Annotated in this window: 10 protein-coding genes, 5 tRNA genes and 7 pseudogenes; 9 read left to right on the top strand and 13 right to left on the bottom strand. The window is 46.5% G+C overall.

The genetic code is table 11. The annotated features are described in order from the left end of the window. Window positions 1-88 precede the first annotated feature (88 nt). The 9 genes and pseudogenes from TZ48_RS09320 to lolB form a co-directional block, all read right to left on the bottom strand. A tRNA-Met gene (locus TZ48_RS09320) sits at window positions 89-165 on the bottom strand. A 79-nt stretch (window positions 166-244) separates the two neighbouring features. Then, window positions 245-319: transfer RNA gene (locus tag TZ48_RS09315), tRNA-Gln, on the bottom strand. Window positions 320-350: 31 nt separating this feature from the next. After that, window positions 351-435 (bottom strand) — tRNA-Leu (locus TZ48_RS09310). A 38-nt stretch (window positions 436-473) separates the two neighbouring features. Then, window positions 474-550, bottom strand: a tRNA-Met gene (locus TZ48_RS09305). Window positions 551-842: 292 nt separating this feature from the next. Beyond that, window positions 843-1,932 (bottom strand): annotated as a pseudogene (gene ychF / locus TZ48_RS09300) (redox-regulated ATPase YchF). Window positions 1,933-1,943: 11 nt separating this feature from the next. Continuing rightward, a pseudogene (gene pth, locus TZ48_RS09295) lies at window positions 1,944-2,533 on the bottom strand (aminoacyl-tRNA hydrolase). A 121-nt stretch (window positions 2,534-2,654) separates the two neighbouring features. Continuing rightward, window positions 2,655-3,605: a ribose-phosphate pyrophosphokinase gene (locus TZ48_RS09290; protein WP_042503361.1), complete on the bottom strand. Its 951-nt coding sequence runs from the start codon at window positions 3,603-3,605 to the stop codon at window positions 2,655-2,657. A gap of 27 nt (window positions 3,606-3,632) precedes the next feature. After that, window positions 3,633-4,505 (bottom strand): 4-(cytidine 5'-diphospho)-2-C-methyl-D-erythritol kinase, encoded by an 873-nt coding sequence (ispE, locus tag TZ48_RS09285; RefSeq protein WP_112478954.1) that lies wholly within the window; start codon window positions 4,503-4,505, stop codon window positions 3,633-3,635. A gap of 11 nt (window positions 4,506-4,516) precedes the next feature. Beyond that, window positions 4,517-5,137: a lipoprotein insertase outer membrane protein LolB gene (lolB, locus tag TZ48_RS09280; protein ID WP_112478951.1), complete on the bottom strand. Its 621-nt coding sequence runs from the start codon at window positions 5,135-5,137 to the stop codon at window positions 4,517-4,519. Window positions 5,138-5,309: 172 nt separating this feature from the next. Here lolB and hemA point away from each other — a divergent pair, with 172 nt between their 5' ends. The 8 genes and pseudogenes from hemA (at window position 5,310) to ybaK (ending at window position 13,238) form a co-directional block, all read left to right on the top strand. After that, window positions 5,310-6,569: a glutamyl-tRNA reductase gene (hemA, locus tag TZ48_RS09275; protein ID WP_112478950.1), complete on the top strand. Its 1,260-nt coding sequence runs from the start codon at window positions 5,310-5,312 to the stop codon at window positions 6,567-6,569. 26 nt (window positions 6,570-6,595) lie between these two features. Continuing rightward, on the top strand, window positions 6,596-7,684 hold the full coding sequence (prfA, locus tag TZ48_RS09270) for a peptide chain release factor 1 (protein ID WP_112478949.1): 1,089 nt from the start codon (window positions 6,596-6,598) through the stop codon (window positions 7,682-7,684). Window positions 7,685-7,687: 3 nt separating this feature from the next. Beyond that, window positions 7,688-8,541: pseudogene (gene prmC, locus TZ48_RS09265) on the top strand (peptide chain release factor N(5)-glutamine methyltransferase). Window positions 8,542-8,571: 30 nt separating this feature from the next. After that, a pseudogene (locus TZ48_RS09260) lies at window positions 8,572-8,954 on the top strand (SirB2 family protein). Between the two features lie 3 nt (window positions 8,955-8,957). Next, window positions 8,958-9,765: pseudogene (locus TZ48_RS09255) on the top strand (SirB1 family protein). Window positions 9,766-9,782: 17 nt separating this feature from the next. Further along, on the top strand, window positions 9,783-10,634 hold the full coding sequence (gene kdsA, locus TZ48_RS09250) for a 3-deoxy-8-phosphooctulonate synthase (protein ID WP_112478948.1): 852 nt from the start codon (window positions 9,783-9,785) through the stop codon (window positions 10,632-10,634). Between the two features lie 380 nt (window positions 10,635-11,014). Beyond that, a pseudogene (gene ushA, locus TZ48_RS09245) lies at window positions 11,015-12,680 on the top strand (bifunctional UDP-sugar hydrolase/5'-nucleotidase UshA). Between the two features lie 81 nt (window positions 12,681-12,761). Next, entirely contained in the window at window positions 12,762-13,238 is a 477-nt protein-coding gene (gene ybaK, locus TZ48_RS09240; protein WP_112478947.1) for a Cys-tRNA(Pro) deacylase, read from the top strand. 20 nt (window positions 13,239-13,258) lie between these two features. On the opposite strand, the gene rluF is transcribed toward ybaK, so the two are convergent. The 3 genes and pseudogenes from rluF to TZ48_RS09225 form a co-directional block, all read right to left on the bottom strand. Then, complete coding sequence (rluF, locus tag TZ48_RS09235) at window positions 13,259-14,386, bottom strand: 23S rRNA pseudouridine(2604) synthase RluF (RefSeq protein ID WP_112478946.1); 1,128 nt, start codon at window positions 14,384-14,386, stop codon at window positions 13,259-13,261. A 71-nt stretch (window positions 14,387-14,457) separates the two neighbouring features. Beyond that, a pseudogene (smrA, locus tag TZ48_RS09230) lies at window positions 14,458-15,037 on the bottom strand (DNA endonuclease SmrA). A gap of 138 nt (window positions 15,038-15,175) precedes the next feature. After that, window positions 15,176-15,316, bottom strand: a complete 141-nt coding sequence (locus TZ48_RS09225) for a DUF3149 domain-containing protein (protein WP_112478945.1) — start codon at window positions 15,314-15,316, stop codon at window positions 15,176-15,178. A 257-nt stretch (window positions 15,317-15,573) separates the two neighbouring features. Here TZ48_RS09225 and TZ48_RS09220 point away from each other — a divergent pair. Further along, window positions 15,574-15,650, top strand: a tRNA-Pro gene (locus TZ48_RS09220). Window positions 15,651-15,720: 70 nt separating this feature from the next. Here TZ48_RS09220 and TZ48_RS09215 read toward each other — a convergent pair. Beyond that, on the bottom strand, window positions 15,721-17,994 hold the full coding sequence (locus TZ48_RS09215) for an immune inhibitor A domain-containing protein (RefSeq protein ID WP_112478944.1): 2,274 nt from the start codon (window positions 17,992-17,994) through the stop codon (window positions 15,721-15,723). Between the last annotated feature and the right edge of the window lie 53 nt (window positions 17,995-18,047).

The raw sequence follows: 18,047 nt of genomic DNA, 5'->3' as shown, positions 1-18,047 counted from the left end.
CCGCAACAAAACCTTATAGTTAAGAGAGTAATTGGTAAAACTCAATCTTAACGTTGTACTTGAAGGCGAACCTGCAAGTTGTAATAAATGGTGGCTACGACGGGATTCGAACCTGTGACCCCATCATTATGAGTGATGTGCTCTAACCAGCTGAGCTACGTAGCCACTCTTGAGAGCGAGAGAATATAATACAAACTCGTCTCTAGTGCCAAGGTTTTTTTCAAAAAACTTGCCACTTTAAAAGTGGCAGGGCTACCTGGATTCGAACCAGGGAATGGCGGCATCAAAAGCCGCTGCCTTACCGCTTGGCGATAGCCCTGCAGAAACAACGAAACGTTGTTCAACAATAATGGTGCGGAAGGAGAGACTTGAACTCTCACACCTTGCGGCGCCAGAACCTAAATCTGGTGCGTCTACCAATTCCGCCACTTCCGCATTATTTCCTAAAAACTCTAAAAAGAGTGCTTAGGAAATGGTGGCTACGACGGGATTCGAACCTGTGACCCCATCATTATGAGTGATGTGCTCTAACCAGCTGAGCTACGTAGCCATTTCCATATTGTTGATTCTCTTCGAAAGTTGCCTTATCGCTGAGAACGGGGCGCATTATGCGGAGTTGAGTGTGATGCGTCAACTTTTTTTGTGAAGAAATTTGCGAAAAAGTGCCGTTCGAACTTTTTTTAATCAAACAGCTCTGTTTATGATCTAAAACTGCTAAATAATTGTCGATTTTCTGAAGTGCTATTTGCTCTGAAGTAAGGTCTCATTGCGAGTTGATAGCCTTGTAAAACAACAAAAGCCAGCAACTGCTGGCTTTTTAAACAATAACGAGTATGTAGAAATTACACGTTGAAGCGGAAGTGAACTACATCACCATCTTTAACGATGTATTCTTTCCCTTCTAGACGCCATTTACCTGCATCTTTTGCACCAGATTCACCGTTGTATTGGATGAAGTCGTCATAACCAACGACTTCTGCACGGATGAAGCCTTTTTCAAAGTCAGTGTGGATCTTACCTGCCGCTTGCGGCGCAGTCGCACCAACAGGGATAGTCCAAGCGCGAACTTCTTTAACACCCGCAGTGAAGTAGGTTTGTAGAGTTAGTAGTTCGTAACCAGAGCGGATCACTCGGTTAAGACCAGGCTCTTCGATACCCATGTCAGCTAGGAACTCTTCGCGATCTTCGTCGTCTAGCTCAGAAAGCTCAGACTCGATAGATGCACAAACTGCAACAACTACGTTGTTTTCTTTTTCTGCGTACTCGCGTACTGCATCAAGATACGGGTTGTCCTCAAAACCATCTTCATTCACGTTTGCGATGTACATGGTTGGTTTTAGCGTTAGGAAATTTAGGTAACCAACGGCTGCTAGCTCTTCTTTTGCTAGATCAACAGTACGCGCCATACCACCTTCGGTAAGACTGGTAGTAGCTTTTCAAGTACAGTTAGTTCGAACTTCGCGTCTTTGTCGCCGCCTTTTGCTTTTTTAGCATTACGCTGAATTGCACGCTCACAAGAGTCTAAGTCAGCAAGAGCTAGTTCAAGGTTGATCACTTCGATGTCTTCGATCGGTGATACTTTACCTGCAACGTGAACGATGTTTTCGTTCTCAAAACAGCGAACAACGTGACCGATAGCGTCAGTTTCGCGGATGTTTGCTAGGAATTTGTTACCTAGCCTTCACCTTTAGAAGCACCAGCAACAAGACCTGCGATGTCCACAAATTCCATTGTTGTTGGAAGGATCTTTTGTGGATTAACAATTTTCGCCAGCGCGTCTAGACGTAGATCTGGCACAGGTACCACGCCTGTGTTTGGTTCGATAGTACAGAACGGGAAGTTTGCTGCTTCGATACCAGCTTTAGTCAGTGCGTTAAACAGAGTTGACTTACCTACGTTTGGTAGACCAACGATGCCACATTTAAAACCCATGATTGTAAACCTTATTCAGCTTTGAAGGTGTGTAAGCGATTTTGTGCTTTTGTCAGGCCATCTTTAAGTAAGATGTCGAGACTGCGAACGGATTCATCGACAACAGCATCAAGGCATTCTTGCTCTTTTGCTGGTGCTTTACCGAGTACATAACCTGCTACTTTGTCTTTGTGCCCAGGATGGCCGATACCAATCCTTAGACGATAAAATTCTTTATTGTTGCCCAGCTTGCTAATGGTGTCTTTTAAACCATTGTGCCCGCCATGACCGCCACCTTTTTTGAACTTGGCAACGCCTGGAGGTAAGTCTAGCTCATCGTGAGCGACCATGATCTCTTCAGGTTTGATCTGATAAAACTTCGCAAGTGCTGCAATCGCTTTGCCAGATAGGTTCATAAATGTTGTCGGGATTAACAGTCGTAAGTCACTGCCATTCACCAGGATTCGTCCTGTGAGACCGAAGAACTTTGGTTCGTTTTTCAAAGTGACGTTATGGATACGAGCGAGTTCCTCTACCACCCAAGCACCAGCATTGTGACGCGTACGAGCGTATTCAGGTCCAGGATTGGCAAGGCTACAAGCAATTTTATCTGCTGAGTCAACGTTAAGATCTCTCTTGAATCTCAAAAGCGCGGTATGATAGCACACTAAATTGGCACAAAAAAATGTGAATACAAAAAAACCACTTCGAAGGGAAGTGGTTTTTTCATGTCTAAGCGAGAATTACTTTGAAGTAAACATCGCAGAGATAGACTCTTCGTTGCTGATGCGACGAATAGCTTCTGCAAGCATGCTAGAAAGAGTTAGCTGAGTGACTTTACCAGTCGCAGCCATCTCTTTTGTTAGCGTGATAGAGTCAGTCACGATAACTTGGTCTAGAACAGAGTTCTTGATGTTCTTAGCAGCGTTGCCAGAGAATACAGCGTGAGTTGCGTAAGCGAATACACGCTTAGCACCGCGCTCTTTAAGCGCTTCTGCTGCTTTACATAGTGTGCCGCCCGTATCGATCATATCGTCAACGATCACACAGTCGCGACCTTCAACATCACCGATTAGGTTCATCACTTCAGATACGTTAGCGCGTGGACGACGCTTGTCGACGATTGCGATATCGATGTCGCCTAGTGCTTTAGCTGTCGCACGAGCACGCACAACACCGCCTAGGTCAGGAGAAACCACCACTGGATCTTCTAGACCACGTTCAGCCATGTCTTCAAGAAGCACTGGAGTACCGAAGATGTTGTCTACAGGTACATCGAAGAAGCCTTGAATCTGCTCTGCGTGTAGGTCGATAGTAAGAACGCGGTCAACACCAACGTTTGAAAGGAAGTCTGCAACAACTTTTGCAGTGATTGGCACACGTGCAGAACGTACACGACGGTCTTGACGAGCGTAACCAAAGTAAGGAATAACAGCAGTAATACGGCCTGCTGAAGCGCGGCGCATTGCATCAATCATTACCACTAACTCCATTAGGTTGTCGTTAGTTGGCGCACAAGTTGACTGAATGATGAATACATCACTACCACGAACGTTTTCGTTGATTTGAACAGCGACTTCGCCGTCAGAGAAACGGTCAACAGTAGCATCTCCTAGAGAGATGTATAGACGGTCAGCAATACGTTGGGCTAGTTCAGGTGTTGCGTTACCAGCAAATAGCTTCATATCAGGCACGGTGGAAACCTCAGGGTTGCGTCCAGTTTAAACAGATTGTAATAGGGCTAACTCATAGTTAGCCAGAGTCTCTAGTAAAGGAGAGCGGTTGCACCCTTTCGCCACATAGGCGGAGACAGTGTCAGGAAGCAGTTCTAGGACTTTTTGTGCATTTTCCTGAGTTTTAAACTCGGAAAACACGCACGATCCAGTACCCGTCAATCTTGACGGCGCGTATTGTAGCAGCCATGAAAGTTGGTTATCAACCTCTGGATACAGCATTCGGACAATTTTTTCGCAATCGTTTCCGTAAGGGCTGTCTAGAAGCGTTGCCAGCTCTTGCTTCGGCGTATTTCGCGTCAAATCGGGATGCGTAAAGATATCCACGGTTGCAATGCTGACTTTTGGTTTGACGACCAAATACCAACGCTCTTCGGGCTCGGCTGCGCTGAGTTTTTCACCAACGCCTTCTGCAAATGCCGCGAAGCCACGCACAAATACCGGCACGTCTGCACCGAGCTCAAGACCGATTTCTGCCAGTTCATCAACACTGAGCTGGGTTTGCCATAAGAAGTTTAGGGCTACCAGCGCCGTTGCAGCATTCGATGAGCCGCCGCCAATACCACCGCCCATAGGAAGAATTTTATCGAGCTTAATATGAGCGCCATAAGAGCATTGAGCCTTCGCTTGAAGCGCGCGGGCTGCTTTCCAAATGAGGTTGTCTTGTGTGGCTACCCCTTCGATCTCTGGCGACAGGGTAATGTCACCGCTGTCGTTGGCGGTGATTTCTAGAGAGTCACAAAGGTCAATGAACTGAAACAAGGTCTGCAGTTCATGATAGCCATTGGCCTGTCGACCTGTGATGTAAAGAAACAGATTGAGCTTAGCTGGGCTTGGCCAAGTGGTGGTGTCGGTGATCATGGTACGTTCGGTCACTGTTTGATAGTCCATTTGGAAACAACGAGATTAAGTTTGGTATCGTCTTGTACTAGCTGCATTCGAGTTGGCATCGGCAGTGTACGAGTCTCATCTTCGAGCGTGAAACTGCGATACTCGGTATAGTTAAGCTGCCAAGTCTTTTGGTTGAGCTGTTTGGTCAGGCTCGCTACGGTGTTGAACTCATTGAGCTGATAGCTATCGGCGCTGTTTGGCTGGCCAATCAGCCAATCTGCCAACTGCTCGATGGGTATATTGAGCCCTGTTAGCTGGTAGATAAGCAGGTTAGCGTCTTCGCCAGCTAGCTTTTGGTCGTCATAGGTTTCGATAAATGCGCCATTGGGTGTTGACGTAAGGTTGAAAACCGTTTGACCAAGGAAGGTGGTAAGGCGAACTTGCGTCAAATTGGCAGAGTAAGTCCAATAGAAGTTTAGGGTTTGGCGCTGTTCTGGCGAAATGTAGCCAAGTTTGCCACTGGCCTTATATTGGGTAAGGGCGTTGAGTTCGGCTTGGTGAGCCTGCCATTCGACACTTTGTGGCTCGGGTGGCATGGTGCTACAGCCAAATAAAAACAGTGCCGTCAATGTGTAAAACAGGCGACGAAAAAGTCTGTGCATAGGAAACTACTTACGTGATGGATTATTGTGCAAATTCAATACAATATTGACAGACTATAGCATCAATCCCACAAACTCAGGAAAACATATTGGTCAGAGTCTTTCAATAAGTGGTGCCATCAAGTAAAATTCTGCCCTATTTGTCAAATCTGTATCAGAGAATTCGCGTTACATGTCATTGCTTGCTATTGGTATTAACCACAATACAGCGTCAGTGGATCTGAGAGAAAAGGTGGCGTTCCCACCAGAAAAACTCGACCGAGCACTGAATGAGCTGAGAGACAATACCAAAGTTAATGGCTCGGTAATTTTGTCGACCTGTAATCGCACAGAAATCTACTGCGATACTGGTGATACCAATAAAGCGCAACTCATTGACTGGTTAGTACGCTTTCACGATGTACCCGCAGAAGAGCTAAAACCCTCTTTGTATGTGTACGAAGAGCAAGCAGCAATCAAGCACTTAATGCGCGTGTCTTGCGGCCTGGATTCATTGGTACTTGGTGAGCCGCAAATTCTTGGTCAAGTTAAGCAAGCCTATAGTGATGCTCGTGACCACCAATCGGTAGAAGGTGGTATAGAGAAACTGTTTCAAAAAACCTTTTCTGTTGCGAAACGTGTTCGTACCGAAACCGAAATTGGTGGCAGTGCGGTTTCCGTCGCGTATGCGGCAACAACACTGGCAAGACAGATCTTTGAGTCTTTGGCGGACTCAACCGTGCTCCTCGTAGGCGCTGGTGAAACCATCGAACTGGTTGCCAAGCACCTTGAAGGACAAGGCTGCAAAAACATGATCGTCGCTAACCGAACTAAAGAGCGTGCGGAAGTGCTCGCTACCCAGTTCGGTGCTCAGGTCATTGCGCTGAATGATATCCCAGAGGTATTGCCACAAGCAGATATCGTGATCAGCTCAACCGCCAGTCCGCTGCCGATTATTGGTAAGGGAATGGTGGAGACCGCCATCAAGAAGCGCCGTTTTCAGCCGATGCTGCTTATCGACATCGCCGTGCCCCGTGATATCGAGTCACAAGTGGGTGAACTGAGAGACGCTTACCTGTACACCGTTGATGACCTGCAGTCGATTGTCGATAGCAATATCGAACAGCGCAAGGTAGAAGCCATTCAAGCGGAAGCGATTGTCAGTGAAGAGAGCGCGCAGTTTATGTCTTGGATGCGCTCTTTGCAGGCAGTAGATAGTATTAGGCAGTATCGCAAACAAGCGAATGACACCAGACAAGATATACTTTCAAAAAGCTTACAAGCATTAGCAGCAGGGGGAGACCCAGAAAAAGTGCTGCTAGAGCTCAGTAATAAATTAACAAACAAGCTTATTCACGCGCCGACCAAAGCGCTGCAAGATGCTGCAGAGCAGGGTGATCCTGCAAAACTGGCAGTTATCCGACAGAGTTTGGGTTTAGACCAAACGAAATAAGCCTCACCCCGAGAAAAGACGCAATTATGAAAGCCTCCATTCTAGTAAAATTGGAAACTCTGGTTGAACGCTACGAAGAAGTTCAACATCTACTTGGTGACCCTGGTGTTATCGGTGATCAAGACAAGTTCCGTGCTCTATCAAAAGAGTACTCTCAACTTGAAGAAGTGACCAAGTGTTTCCAAGCCTATCAGCAAGCGCAAGACGATCTTGAAGCGGCAGAAGAGATGGCAAAAGAAGACGATGCAGAAATGCGCGAAATGGCTCAAGAAGAGATCAAAGAAGCAAAAGCATCGATCGAAAATCTAGCGGATGAGCTGCAAATTCTTCTTCTTCCAAAAGATCCAAACGATGAGCGCAACTGCTTCCTAGAAATCCGTGCTGGCGCGGGTGGTGACGAAGCGGGTATCTTCGCGGGCAACCTATTCCGTATGTACTCTAAGTTTGCAGAGAAAAAAGGCTGGCGTATTGAGGTGATGAGCTGCAATGAGTCAGAGCAGGGCGGTTATAAAGAAATGATCGCGAAAGTGTCTGGCGATGCAGTATACGGCACTATGAAGTTTGAATCTGGTGGTCACCGTGTTCAACGTGTTCCAGAGACAGAATCGCAAGGTCGTGTTCACACCTCTGCATGTACTGTTGCGGTAATGCCTGAAATCCCAGAAGCGGATCTGCCAGAAATCAAAGCAGCAGATCTTAAGATTGATACCTTCCGTGCATCAGGCGCGGGTGGTCAGCACGTTAACACCACTGACTCTGCTATTCGTATTACCCACTTACCAACAGGTACTGTGGTTGAGTGTCAGGATGAGCGTTCACAGCACAAAAACAAAGCGAAAGCGATGGCTGTGCTAGCGGCTCGTATCGTACAAGCTGAAGAAGCTCGCCGCGCGGCAGAGGTTTCGGATGCTCGCCGTAACCTACTGGGTTCGGGTGACCGTAGTGACCGTATTCGTACTTACAACTACCCACAAGGCCGTGTGTCTGATCACCGCATCAACCTAACACTGTATCGTTTGAACGAAGTCATGGAAGGTGATTTGGCAAGCCTTATCGACCCAGTACTTCAAGAGCACCAAGCGGATCAGTTGGCTGCGCTTGCAGAGAACAACTAATTCATGTCGCTAGATATGTCTATTGAAGCGGTGCTCAAACGAGCATCGCTTGTTCTTTCTGAGTCAGGTAGTGATTCGCCAAGCCTAGATGCGGCAGTATTGCTGTGTCATGCCCTTGAAAAGCCGCGAAGCTACCTGCTCACATGGCCGGAAAAAGAGCTAACTACAGAGCAAGCGACCCAGTTTGATGAGCTAATGGCAAGACGTACTGCAGGTGAGCCTGTGGCGTATATTCTTGGCGAGCGAGAGTTTTGGTCATTGCCCCTCAATGTTGCGCCTAGCACGCTTATCCCGAGACCCGATACCGAACGTTTAGTCGAGCTTGCCTTAGATAAAGCGATGCTTATCGATGGTGACCTGCTTGACCTAGGCACGGGTACGGGTGCGATTGCGCTGGCTTTGGCATCGGAGCTTCCAAAACGTCAGCTTCAGGCGTGGATTTTCAGCAAGAAGCGGTAGAGCTTGCCAACAGCAACGCCGACAAACTGAATATTCGCAATGTTCGCTTTGCTCAAGGCAGTTGGTTTGCGCCAATTGAGCATGGTCACAAGTTTGCGATTATTGTCTCCAACCCACCTTATATTGACGAAAACGACCCCCACCTTTCTGAAGGGGACGTGCGTTTTGAGCCGTCGTCTGCATTAGTTGCAGAAAATAACGGTCTGGCCGATATAGAAACCATCACAGCGGCTGCGCCAAGCTATTTGCTTGATGGTGGCTGGCTTCTGTTCGAACACGGCTTTGAACAGGGGGACGCGGTGAGACGCATCATGAAAAACCATGGTTTTACCGACGTCATCACAGAGAAAGACTACGCCAATAATGATAGAGTGACACTCGGAAAGTGGCACCCATAACAACCAAAAGAAAGTAAGAGAGACGCTCATATGTATGAAGGATTAAAGCATTTTCATTTGTTGACGATTGCGATTTCAGTAGCCTTATTGTCGGTTCGATACGGACTGATGATGATGAGTTCGCCAAAGGTGAATGTACCGTTTCTAAAACGCTTCCCACACATTAACGACTCTCTTTTACTGCTTTCTGGTTTTGGACTTATTGCTTACACCGGCTTTGTCCCTTTTACTGATGCAGCGCCGTGGATGACGGAGAAAGTGACCTGCATTATGGCCTACTTTGCACTGGCCTTTTTCACGCTAAAGCTGGCAAAGAACAATTTATTAAGAACATGCGCCTTTTTTGGTGCGCTAGGGTGCTATTGATGGCAGGAAAGATTGCCATGCTAAAAACGCCATTCCTAATGGGGTAAACCATGATTGAACTGTTTGACGAAGATTTTGATGCGATAGAGTTAGCAGAAGGTGCACTGATCTTAAACAAAGCAGTGGATCCAGAGACGCAGCAGCATTGGGCTGAACTTGAACTCGCGCGCTTAGCTAAAGAGGCTGAGCAGCAACTGTTTCACGAAGTGGATGATAAGCAGCGTTTAGATGCGCTGCTTCGCTTGTTTTATACTGAATGGCAATTTAAAGGTGATGACGATGAGTATTTCTCATCGGACAATGCCTTCATCGACAAGGTACTAGAGCGCCGTAAAGGTGTGCCAGTGAGCCTTGGCTCTATTTTGCTCTACCTTGTAGCAAGCTTGGCTTACCAATGGAAGCGGTCACTTTCCCAACGCAATTTTTGGTCAAAGTGTGCTGGCCGAATGAAGCGCCAGTTTACATCAACCCATACGATGGTGAGTACGTTAGCAAACAACGTCTACAGGCATGGCTGATTGGTCATGAAGGACCACTTGCTAAGCTGGAAGCTAAACACCTTGAAACGGTTGATAACCCAACGGTGATTGGCCGTTGGTTGGCGCTACTAAAAAGTGCGCTGCTACGTGAAGAGAAATATACCTTAGCTCTGCATTGCACCGATTTGGCTCTGACGTTTGTGCCGGACGATCCATACGAAATTCGCGATCGAGGCTATATTTATCAACAGCTAGATTGTCATCAAATTGCGGCAAGTGACTTTCAATACTTTATTGACCAATGCCAGATGACCCAGCAATCGAATTACTGAAAACACAGGTGACAGCGATTAGCCGTACCCCTGTGACCCTTCACTAAACTCTGAGAATAACAACATGGAAATGAAAACTGTACAGGTAGGCGACATCCCAGTAGCGAATGACAAGCCTTTCACGCTATTCGCGGGTATGAACGTATTGGAATCACGTGATCTGGCGATGCAGATCTGTGAGCACTATGTGAAGGTAACAGAGAAGCTGGGTATTCCTTACGTATTCAAAGCTTCATTTGATAAAGCCAACCGCAGCTCTGTGCACTCATACCGTGGTCCAGGTCTTGAAGAAGGTATGAAAATCTTCCAAGAGCTGAAAGATACCTTTGGTGTGAAAATCATTACTGACGTTCACACAGAAGCGCAGGCTCAGCCTGTTGCAGACGTGGTGGACGTGATTCAGTTACCAGCATTCCTAGCTCGTCAAACAGACCTTGTTGAAGCGATGGCTAAGACAGGCGCTGTGATCAACGTGAAGAAGCCTCAGTTCATGAGCCCAGGTCAAGTTGGCAACATCGTGGATAAGTTTGCTGAGTGCGGCAACGACAACATCATCCTTTGTGAGCGTGGCTCTTGTCACGGTTACGACAATCTAGTGGTTGATATGCTTGGTTTTGGCGTTATGAAGAAAGCGTCAAACGGCAGCCCAATTATCTTTGACGTGACCCACTCACTGCAAATGCGTGATCCATCTGGTGCAGCTTCAGGTGGCCGCCGCGAACAGACGGTAGAACTTGCGAAAGCAGGCCTTGCGACGGGCATTGCTGGTCTATTTATCGAGGCGCACCCAGACCCAGACAAAGCGCTATGTGACGGTCCATCGGCATTGCCACTTGATAAGTTGGAGCCGTTCTTAGCACAGATGAAAGCGCTGGATGATTTGATCAAAGGGTTCGATCATATCGACATCAAATAGTCTCTAGCGACGCAGTAGAAAACACAAAGCCAGCTTGTACTCAAGCTGGCTTTTTTCATGTTAACTAATCCTGTTGGGCAATCGTTTCTTCGCAGAAAAATCGATCTTAACTGGTTGAATAACTCGCTCTGTAGCACCTCTATCCAGTACAGTTTCCGAGCAGCAGCATATATTACTGACTTTTATGCCAGCGAGTTTATATCAACTTGTGATATAGATTACATAAAAGTGAAATCAGAATGTTATGTTTGATAGCTTACTTTAAACTAACGCAAATTTTGTCGATGTTTTTCTTGGCATTTTAAAATGCTTATCGGCAAAAAGTGAGCTATTTCAATATGCTCTAGGCAGTGGATCCCCAAAGTTCAAAAGGTATGACAATGAGAAAAAGCCTTATGTTTAAGTCCGTACTCAGTGCGGCTATCATCGCGTCACTAGCAGGATGCGCAACTCAACCCGAGCAAGAATGGAATGCTGATGAAACGTACAAGCTAACCATCCTGCATACCAATGACCACCATGGTCGTTTCTGGGAAAATAAATATGGCGAATATGGCATGGCAGCGCGTAAGACGTTGATCGACCAAATTCGCTCAGACGTGGAAGCAGAAGGCGGCAGCGTACTACTACTTTCTGGTGGTGACATCAACACGGGTGTACCAGAGTCAGATCTTCAAGATGCTGAGCCAGACTTTAAAGGCATGAGCATGATTGGTTACGATGCGATGGCGCTGGGTAACCACGAATTTGATAACCCACTTGAGGTTCTGTTTAAGCAGAAAGAGTGGGCAAACTTCCCAATGTTGTCTGCTAACATCTACGACAAAGAAACCAGCGAGCGCTTGTTTGATGCTTACCACATGTTTGATAAGCAAGGCATCAAGATCGCGGTTATCGGTCTAACGACAGAAGATACGGCAAAAATTGGTAACCCTGAGTACATCGGTGGTATCGAATTCCGCGATCCAAAAGTAGAAGCGAAAAAGCTTATTGCTGAACTAAAAAGAGACAGAAAAACCGGATCTTATTTTTGCTGTGACTCACATGGGTCACTATGAAAATGGTCAACGTGGTGTCAACGCGCCAGGTGACGTAGCACTGGCGCGTTACTTGAACGAAGGTGACCTAGACATGATTGTGGGTGGTCACTCACAAGAGCCTGTATGTATGGAAGGGCCAAACGTCGTTAAGAAGAACTTCAAGCCAAGCGACGAATGTAAGCCAGATATGCAAAACGGTACTTGGATTGTTCAGGCATTTGAATGGGGTAAGTACGTAGGCCGTGCGGACTATGAGTTCAAAAACGGTGAGCTGAACATGGTGAGCTACGACCTGATCCCAGTGAACTTGAAAAAGAAAATCAAAGTTGACGGTAAGAGCCAGCGCGTGTTGGTCGAAGATGAAATCAAGCAAGATGCAGAGATGCTTGCTTTCCTAACGCCATTCCAAGAAAAAGGCCAAGAGCAGCTTGGAGCGAAGATTGCTAGCACAAACGGCAAGTTGGAGGGCGACCGCAATGTGGTGCGCTTTAACCAAACTAACCTAGGTCGTTTGATTGGTACGGCACACATGGAACGCGCAAAAGCGGACTTTGCTGTGATGAACTCTGGTGGTGTTCGTGATTCTATCGCTGAAGGCGATGTCACGTATAAAGATGTACTGATCGTTCAGCCATTTGGCAACATCATTACTTATACAGACATGACAGGTGCAGAAGTTCTTGATTACCTAAATGTTGTTGCGACAAAACCAGTAGACTCAGGTGCTTACGCTCAGTTCGCTGGCATTGAAATGACAGTGGGAAAAGAGTCAGTGTCTGACGTCGTTATTAATGGTAAAGCACTGGATCCTAAAGCGACGTATCGCTTTACTGTACCAAGCTTTAACGCAGCAGGTGGTGACGGCTATCCAAAACTGACGGGTCACCCAGGTCACGTCAACACAGGCTTTGTTGATGCAGAAGTACTAAAAGAGTACCTAGAAGCGAACAGCCCAATTGATGTAAACAAGTATCAGCCAAAAGGCGAAATTGTTTATAAAAACTAGACTTTACCCGGTTTTTATTCAATAAATAGAACGGTGCCGAAAGGCGCCGTTTTTTTTGGTCTGCGAGTTTTGGAGTAAGCAATGACCCCGGCAATCAACCTAGCTAAAAAGAAGAAAATCACTCACACCGTTCACCAATACGATCACGATCCTCGCCATGAGAGTTATGGTTTGGAAGCGGTAGAAGCACTAGGGCAAGATCCCGCCACTGTATTTAAAACCTTACTGTTTGCTATCAACGGTGAGCCGAAGAATCTAGCCGTTGCCGTCATTCCTGTGGCAGAAAAGCTCAATTTGAAGCTAGCAGCCAAAGCCGCTGGTGGCAAAAGAGCCGACATGGCCGATAAAGACATTGCCCAGAAAACAACTGGCTATGTACTTGGTGGTATTAGCCCTTTAGGCCAAAAGAAAGCACTGCCGACGTTTATTCACAGCTCCGCCGAGAGCCTAGAAGCGATGTGTGTGAGCGCAGGAAAACGTGGGTTAGAAATTGAGTTAGTACCCACCGACTTGGCGGCACTAACTCGAGCGAAATTTGTGAATTTATGTGAAGCTTAGTTTGCTGCTGAACTGAGATATCATTTTTTCAACGACAAAGTCCCACCGACACGAGGTTTACGTTGCCCCGACTCTGATTGACCGGATTTCGGGTTGACGGGTCTTTTAGCTGCTGGTTTGGCTGGGCGAGGCTTATTACTAGAATGACTCGGTTTGCGCTGGCTTGGTTTGCCTCCACGACCACCTTCACTGCGTTGGTTGTCTGAATCAGAATGACGACGCTTGCTTGGGCTACGGCGGTACTCATCGGCGCCGTGACCAGAATACGTTTTCATGTTGTCACGGTTGTTGCGACTCGCTGAGCGCGGGTTTCTGCCGTCACGCTGGTTCTTCTCGAACTCTGCTTCTCGACGCGCATCGTGTAGCTTAGCATCGGTAGCCTTAGTGATATGACGACCTTTAGCGTCTTTGCGTGAAGCCTCTTCTGTACTGACAGAGCCCTCACACATGCGCAGAATTTCTGCCACTTCTTCATCACTTAAGTAACGCCATTTGCCGTTAGGAATGCCATCGATAGAGATGTTCATAATGCGCACGCGACGCAGTTTTAGAACGTCATAACCTAGTGCTTCACACATACGGCGGATCTGACGGTTGAGGCCTTGTGTCAGGGTAATACGGAACGAGAACTTGGTCTCTTGCTCGACTTTACACGGCAAAGTGACGGTATCAAGGATAGCGACCCCTGCGCCCATCTTTTTGATGAAGTCTTTAGTGATTGGCTTATCGACGCGGACGACGTACTCTTTTTCGTGGTTGTTGCCAGCACGAAGGATCTTATTCACGATGTCGCCGTCATTGGTTAGGAAGATAAGACCATCCGAAGGCTTATCCAATCGACCAATAGGGAAGATGCGCTTGTGGTGACCAACGAAGTCGACAATGTTTCCAGGTACATCACGCTCAGTCGTACAGGTGATACCCGTCGGCTTGTTTAGCGCGATGTAGATAGGCTTTTCCTTGCTACGAACAGGTTTACCATCAATTTCAACATCATCGCCAGGTAGCACCTTTGTGCCCATTTCTGGCACCTTGCCATTGATCGTTACACGTTGCTGCTCGATGAGCCTATCCGCTTCACGACGCGAGCAAAAGCCCGTTTCACTGATGTATTTGTTGAGACGTTTTCCGTCAGCAGGGTTCGACATGCGAGGTTATCACTCTATGTTGGTCAGTTTTAAAGGTCGCGTATTTTATACTCAACTTAGCCTTAAGTCACTTAACTCATGCGCTTTTGATGGCGTTCGCGGTTCTCAAGTTTCTTTTCTTGGCTCTTTCGCAGCATGACATACACCGCACCGCTGCCACCATGGAAGCGTTGAGCACTATGAACACACTGAACATCTTTGATTTGTGTTAACCAGTTTGCCAAGAAGCTTTTCATAAGAGCGGGTGGTTAGAGCGCTCACCACGGCCATGGACAATGATCACGGTGCGAATGTCCATGCGCATACATTGCTGCAAGAACTTAATTACTTCATCACGAGCTTCTTTCAGTGTACGCCTGTGTAAGTCGAGCTTAGCTTGAAGTGGGTACTTGCCTAGCCTGAGCTTGCGATACACCCCTTCCTGAACACCATCACGTTTAAACTCGATAATGTCGTCAGGTTTAACCATAGGAGCATAGTCTATGGAGAGATATTCTGGGTCTTGCTCAGATAACCAAAGTGCGGCTTGGCGCTTTGCTATTTGTGCGTCAGATACCTGGTGGGACTTTTTCAGTTCGACGGTGTCGTGCTGGATAGCTTTACATCGCCCATCATTTGTTGGAATAGGTCTAGATCATCGTCTTGAGACATAACTGCATCTCGAAATAAGCCAATTTAATGGCAGTATATACGAAGTCAGCACAAAAGTGAGAACATAAAAAACCGGAGTGAACAGGCGATCCACTCCGGTGCATAGCAGTTATCTATTTACATAGACGCTAAGCGATTCTAGTGAGGAGATTTGTCATTCATTACTTTATAGATGAAGAAAGCACCGTAAAACAGCATCAGACCAAGCGCCCCAAAGATCACAATCATCGAAGACAAGCCCACTGCATTACCAAATAGGAGATCAAGCCAAAAGTCCATGTTTCCTCCAAAAAGTAGTGAAGACAGAGTTACGTTAACGGTTGGTGCAAAAATGAACACTGATCTGGATCAATTGTACCCAGACTGTTAATGACCTGTATGTTAGTGTGTGTATTTGGTCACATTTTTCGTGCTTCTGGCTAGTTGCTGACCAAACAAGTCGGTTTTAGTAAAAAGATGCCATAAAAGCCTTGCACGCCTCAGAATTATCAGTAATATACGCATCCGTTGACAGGCAATAAGCCACTCAGCAATCTCGGTGAATAGCGCAGCTTGGTAGCGCATCTGGTTTGGGACCAGAGGGTCGGGGGTTCGAATCCCTCTTCACCGACCACTTTTAGAAAAGCCTCGCTATTAAGCGAGGCTTTTTGCGTTTATGAGTGTTTAAAAGTATTGGTTGCTATTTACCATTGTTTAGTCAGACCAATTGTAACGTCAGTTCCATCTTTAGATTGTTCTAGTACGTTAAGCAATAGGCCATATTGCGGTATTTTTTTGCCAGTCGCTGGGCGAATTGGATTGCTGTAATCTTGCCAGTCAATGAACATAGGGTTGGCGACGATATAAGGGTCATATAACTCATCACCAAACCAATCTACGATAGATAAAATACTTCCTGTTTTCGTATTAAAAGCGGCATCTCTTAGCTGATAGGCAGATGAAGCAGGCACATTAGAGCTCCAAACCTGAGGGTTACGATCCCCATCAACAACGCCAAGCCAACCTTCTCCAGGATGTGCGGCAGAGTTGTTGCTAGTGAAGGAAGTATCTACATACCAGACCACCATTCCAGGATCAAAACTAAAAAGCGTTCCGCCATGATTGATATGAGCCAAGCCTTGATCGACACCTTTATGTTGTCGCCATTCCACGAGGTAGTAGTGATTATAATCAAATGAACCAGAGTGACGAGTTATGCCAGATAGCGATAAATCATGTTCTTCTTGTTCTGCGTTGAAGTGAATCACAGGCTCATTGTCTACATTGACAGTTACATTATCAAACCAGAAGCCATCTTCAACGGTATATTGATCCGTTAAGTAATTGAAGCTGATCTCTACAAACCCTCCGATGAAAGCGGTTAGATCAAAGTGTGCAGATTGCCAGCCTCCTGAGTTTCCGGTAAAGCCATGCCCATGCTGTAAGCCATAGGGGTCTTTGTCAGTGGTAATATTACCTTTAATTGGGATTCCATTGACTAAAATGCGGCCATAATCAAAATCCTGTTCGATATTGTAGTGAACCATAAACTCCAGGTTGGCGGCACTTGCGTTGGTTAGGTCAACACCAAACGTGGCTAGTACATTGAGGTTATTAGCTTTTCCAGAATAGTAGGCGAACTGTTCAAAAGGATCGACGACTTTAACCTCTTTTGGTGGTAACTGTATTTTTAATGCATCGTACTTGTCGCTTCTATTTGCAGCATGGGTTAGTTGTACTCGGAGTGTTTCTGTGTTTAGGTTTTTTATGTTGATGGGCAGAACATTAAACCAGTTTCCACCAAGAGAGTTTTGTAAGAATTCTCGAGCCCATGGACTAAAGGCCGTAGGCTCTGTCCCAGGTATTTCACCAGCCCATGAACCGCTTGCCATTGCCGACCAGTATGATATTGGCTCTCCCGGCGTGTACCCAAACTCATCGGCTTCAGCTGCTAAGTCATACTCGTCAGGTAGGCCAAGGTCATGCCCATACTCATGGACGGTAACTCCGGTTCCTGCATCGATCGGTTGGATGGTATAGTCATAAGCGGCTAACACTCCTCCCCATTGGGATATACTTGTTGGATAATCAACAAGTTGAAAAACATCACCAAGATTCCAGCGGTGAGACCAAATCGCATCTGTTCCGATTCTTCCTCCACCGGCTTCTTGCCCTGGACCGGAATGGAAAATCATAATGTGGTCAATGAGACCATCGGGCTCCCTAAGGTCACCATCATTGTCGATGTCATACCGATCCTCTAAGTCGTAGTCTCCTAGGTTGATGTTTGGATCGGCTTGAGCGGCGAGTAGTGCTTCTCGAACTAACGCTCTAACGTTGATGTCAGTAATGTAGCCATCTTGTGCGCCATAGTAAGCTGCTGGGTATTGAGCTGTGTACCAACCTGCAACTTGGCCGTATTGTGTATATGAGCCACCACTCTGTTGTTGATAGAATTGAACCATGGAAAGCATATTCTTCCCATTGCTGCCAGTGTATCCCTGCTGTCCAAACAACAAGTTCTGGTAGTGCTCGGTACTGTAATCATCAAAGTAATTGAAAGTTTCATCCGGTGTAATTCTATTGGCTGGATAATCAGGAAACTCGATTAGGATTGCTAGAATCTTATCTTTCGTTACATGACCACCCCAATAGTCTGATTTGAGAACAGAATTGTGCCCGACTAGATTAGTTGCTGTGTTGTTTGTTTGATTGCTTAGAAGCGTTGACAGGATTCTTTGCTTACGTTTCTGCTCTAATACATGGAGCTCACCCGTGTCGTTTTTATGTACGTTGTTATTCATCATTTGTCGCAGCATTGCTTGCTGCTGAGTATCTGTCATAGCGATATGAGAGCGATTGTGTTGATGAACATGAGTGGTACTAGGGTCAACGTGCCTGGTATCTGGGATAGGCGCGGCGTTAAGTGAATAGCTCAGGCTTGCACACAAGATAGTGATAGTAGATGTTCTGAACATTGTGATACCTCTTGATAGTAACTATTGCCAATGCTAAAGCAAAGTAGCCACAA

This window comes from Vibrio variabilis (genome assembly GCF_003263785.1).
Classification (GTDB): domain Bacteria; phylum Pseudomonadota; class Gammaproteobacteria; order Enterobacterales; family Vibrionaceae; genus Vibrio; species Vibrio variabilis.
The sequence above is the reverse complement of the archived record's forward strand: the minus strand, read 5'-3'. Positions and strand labels throughout refer to the sequence as shown.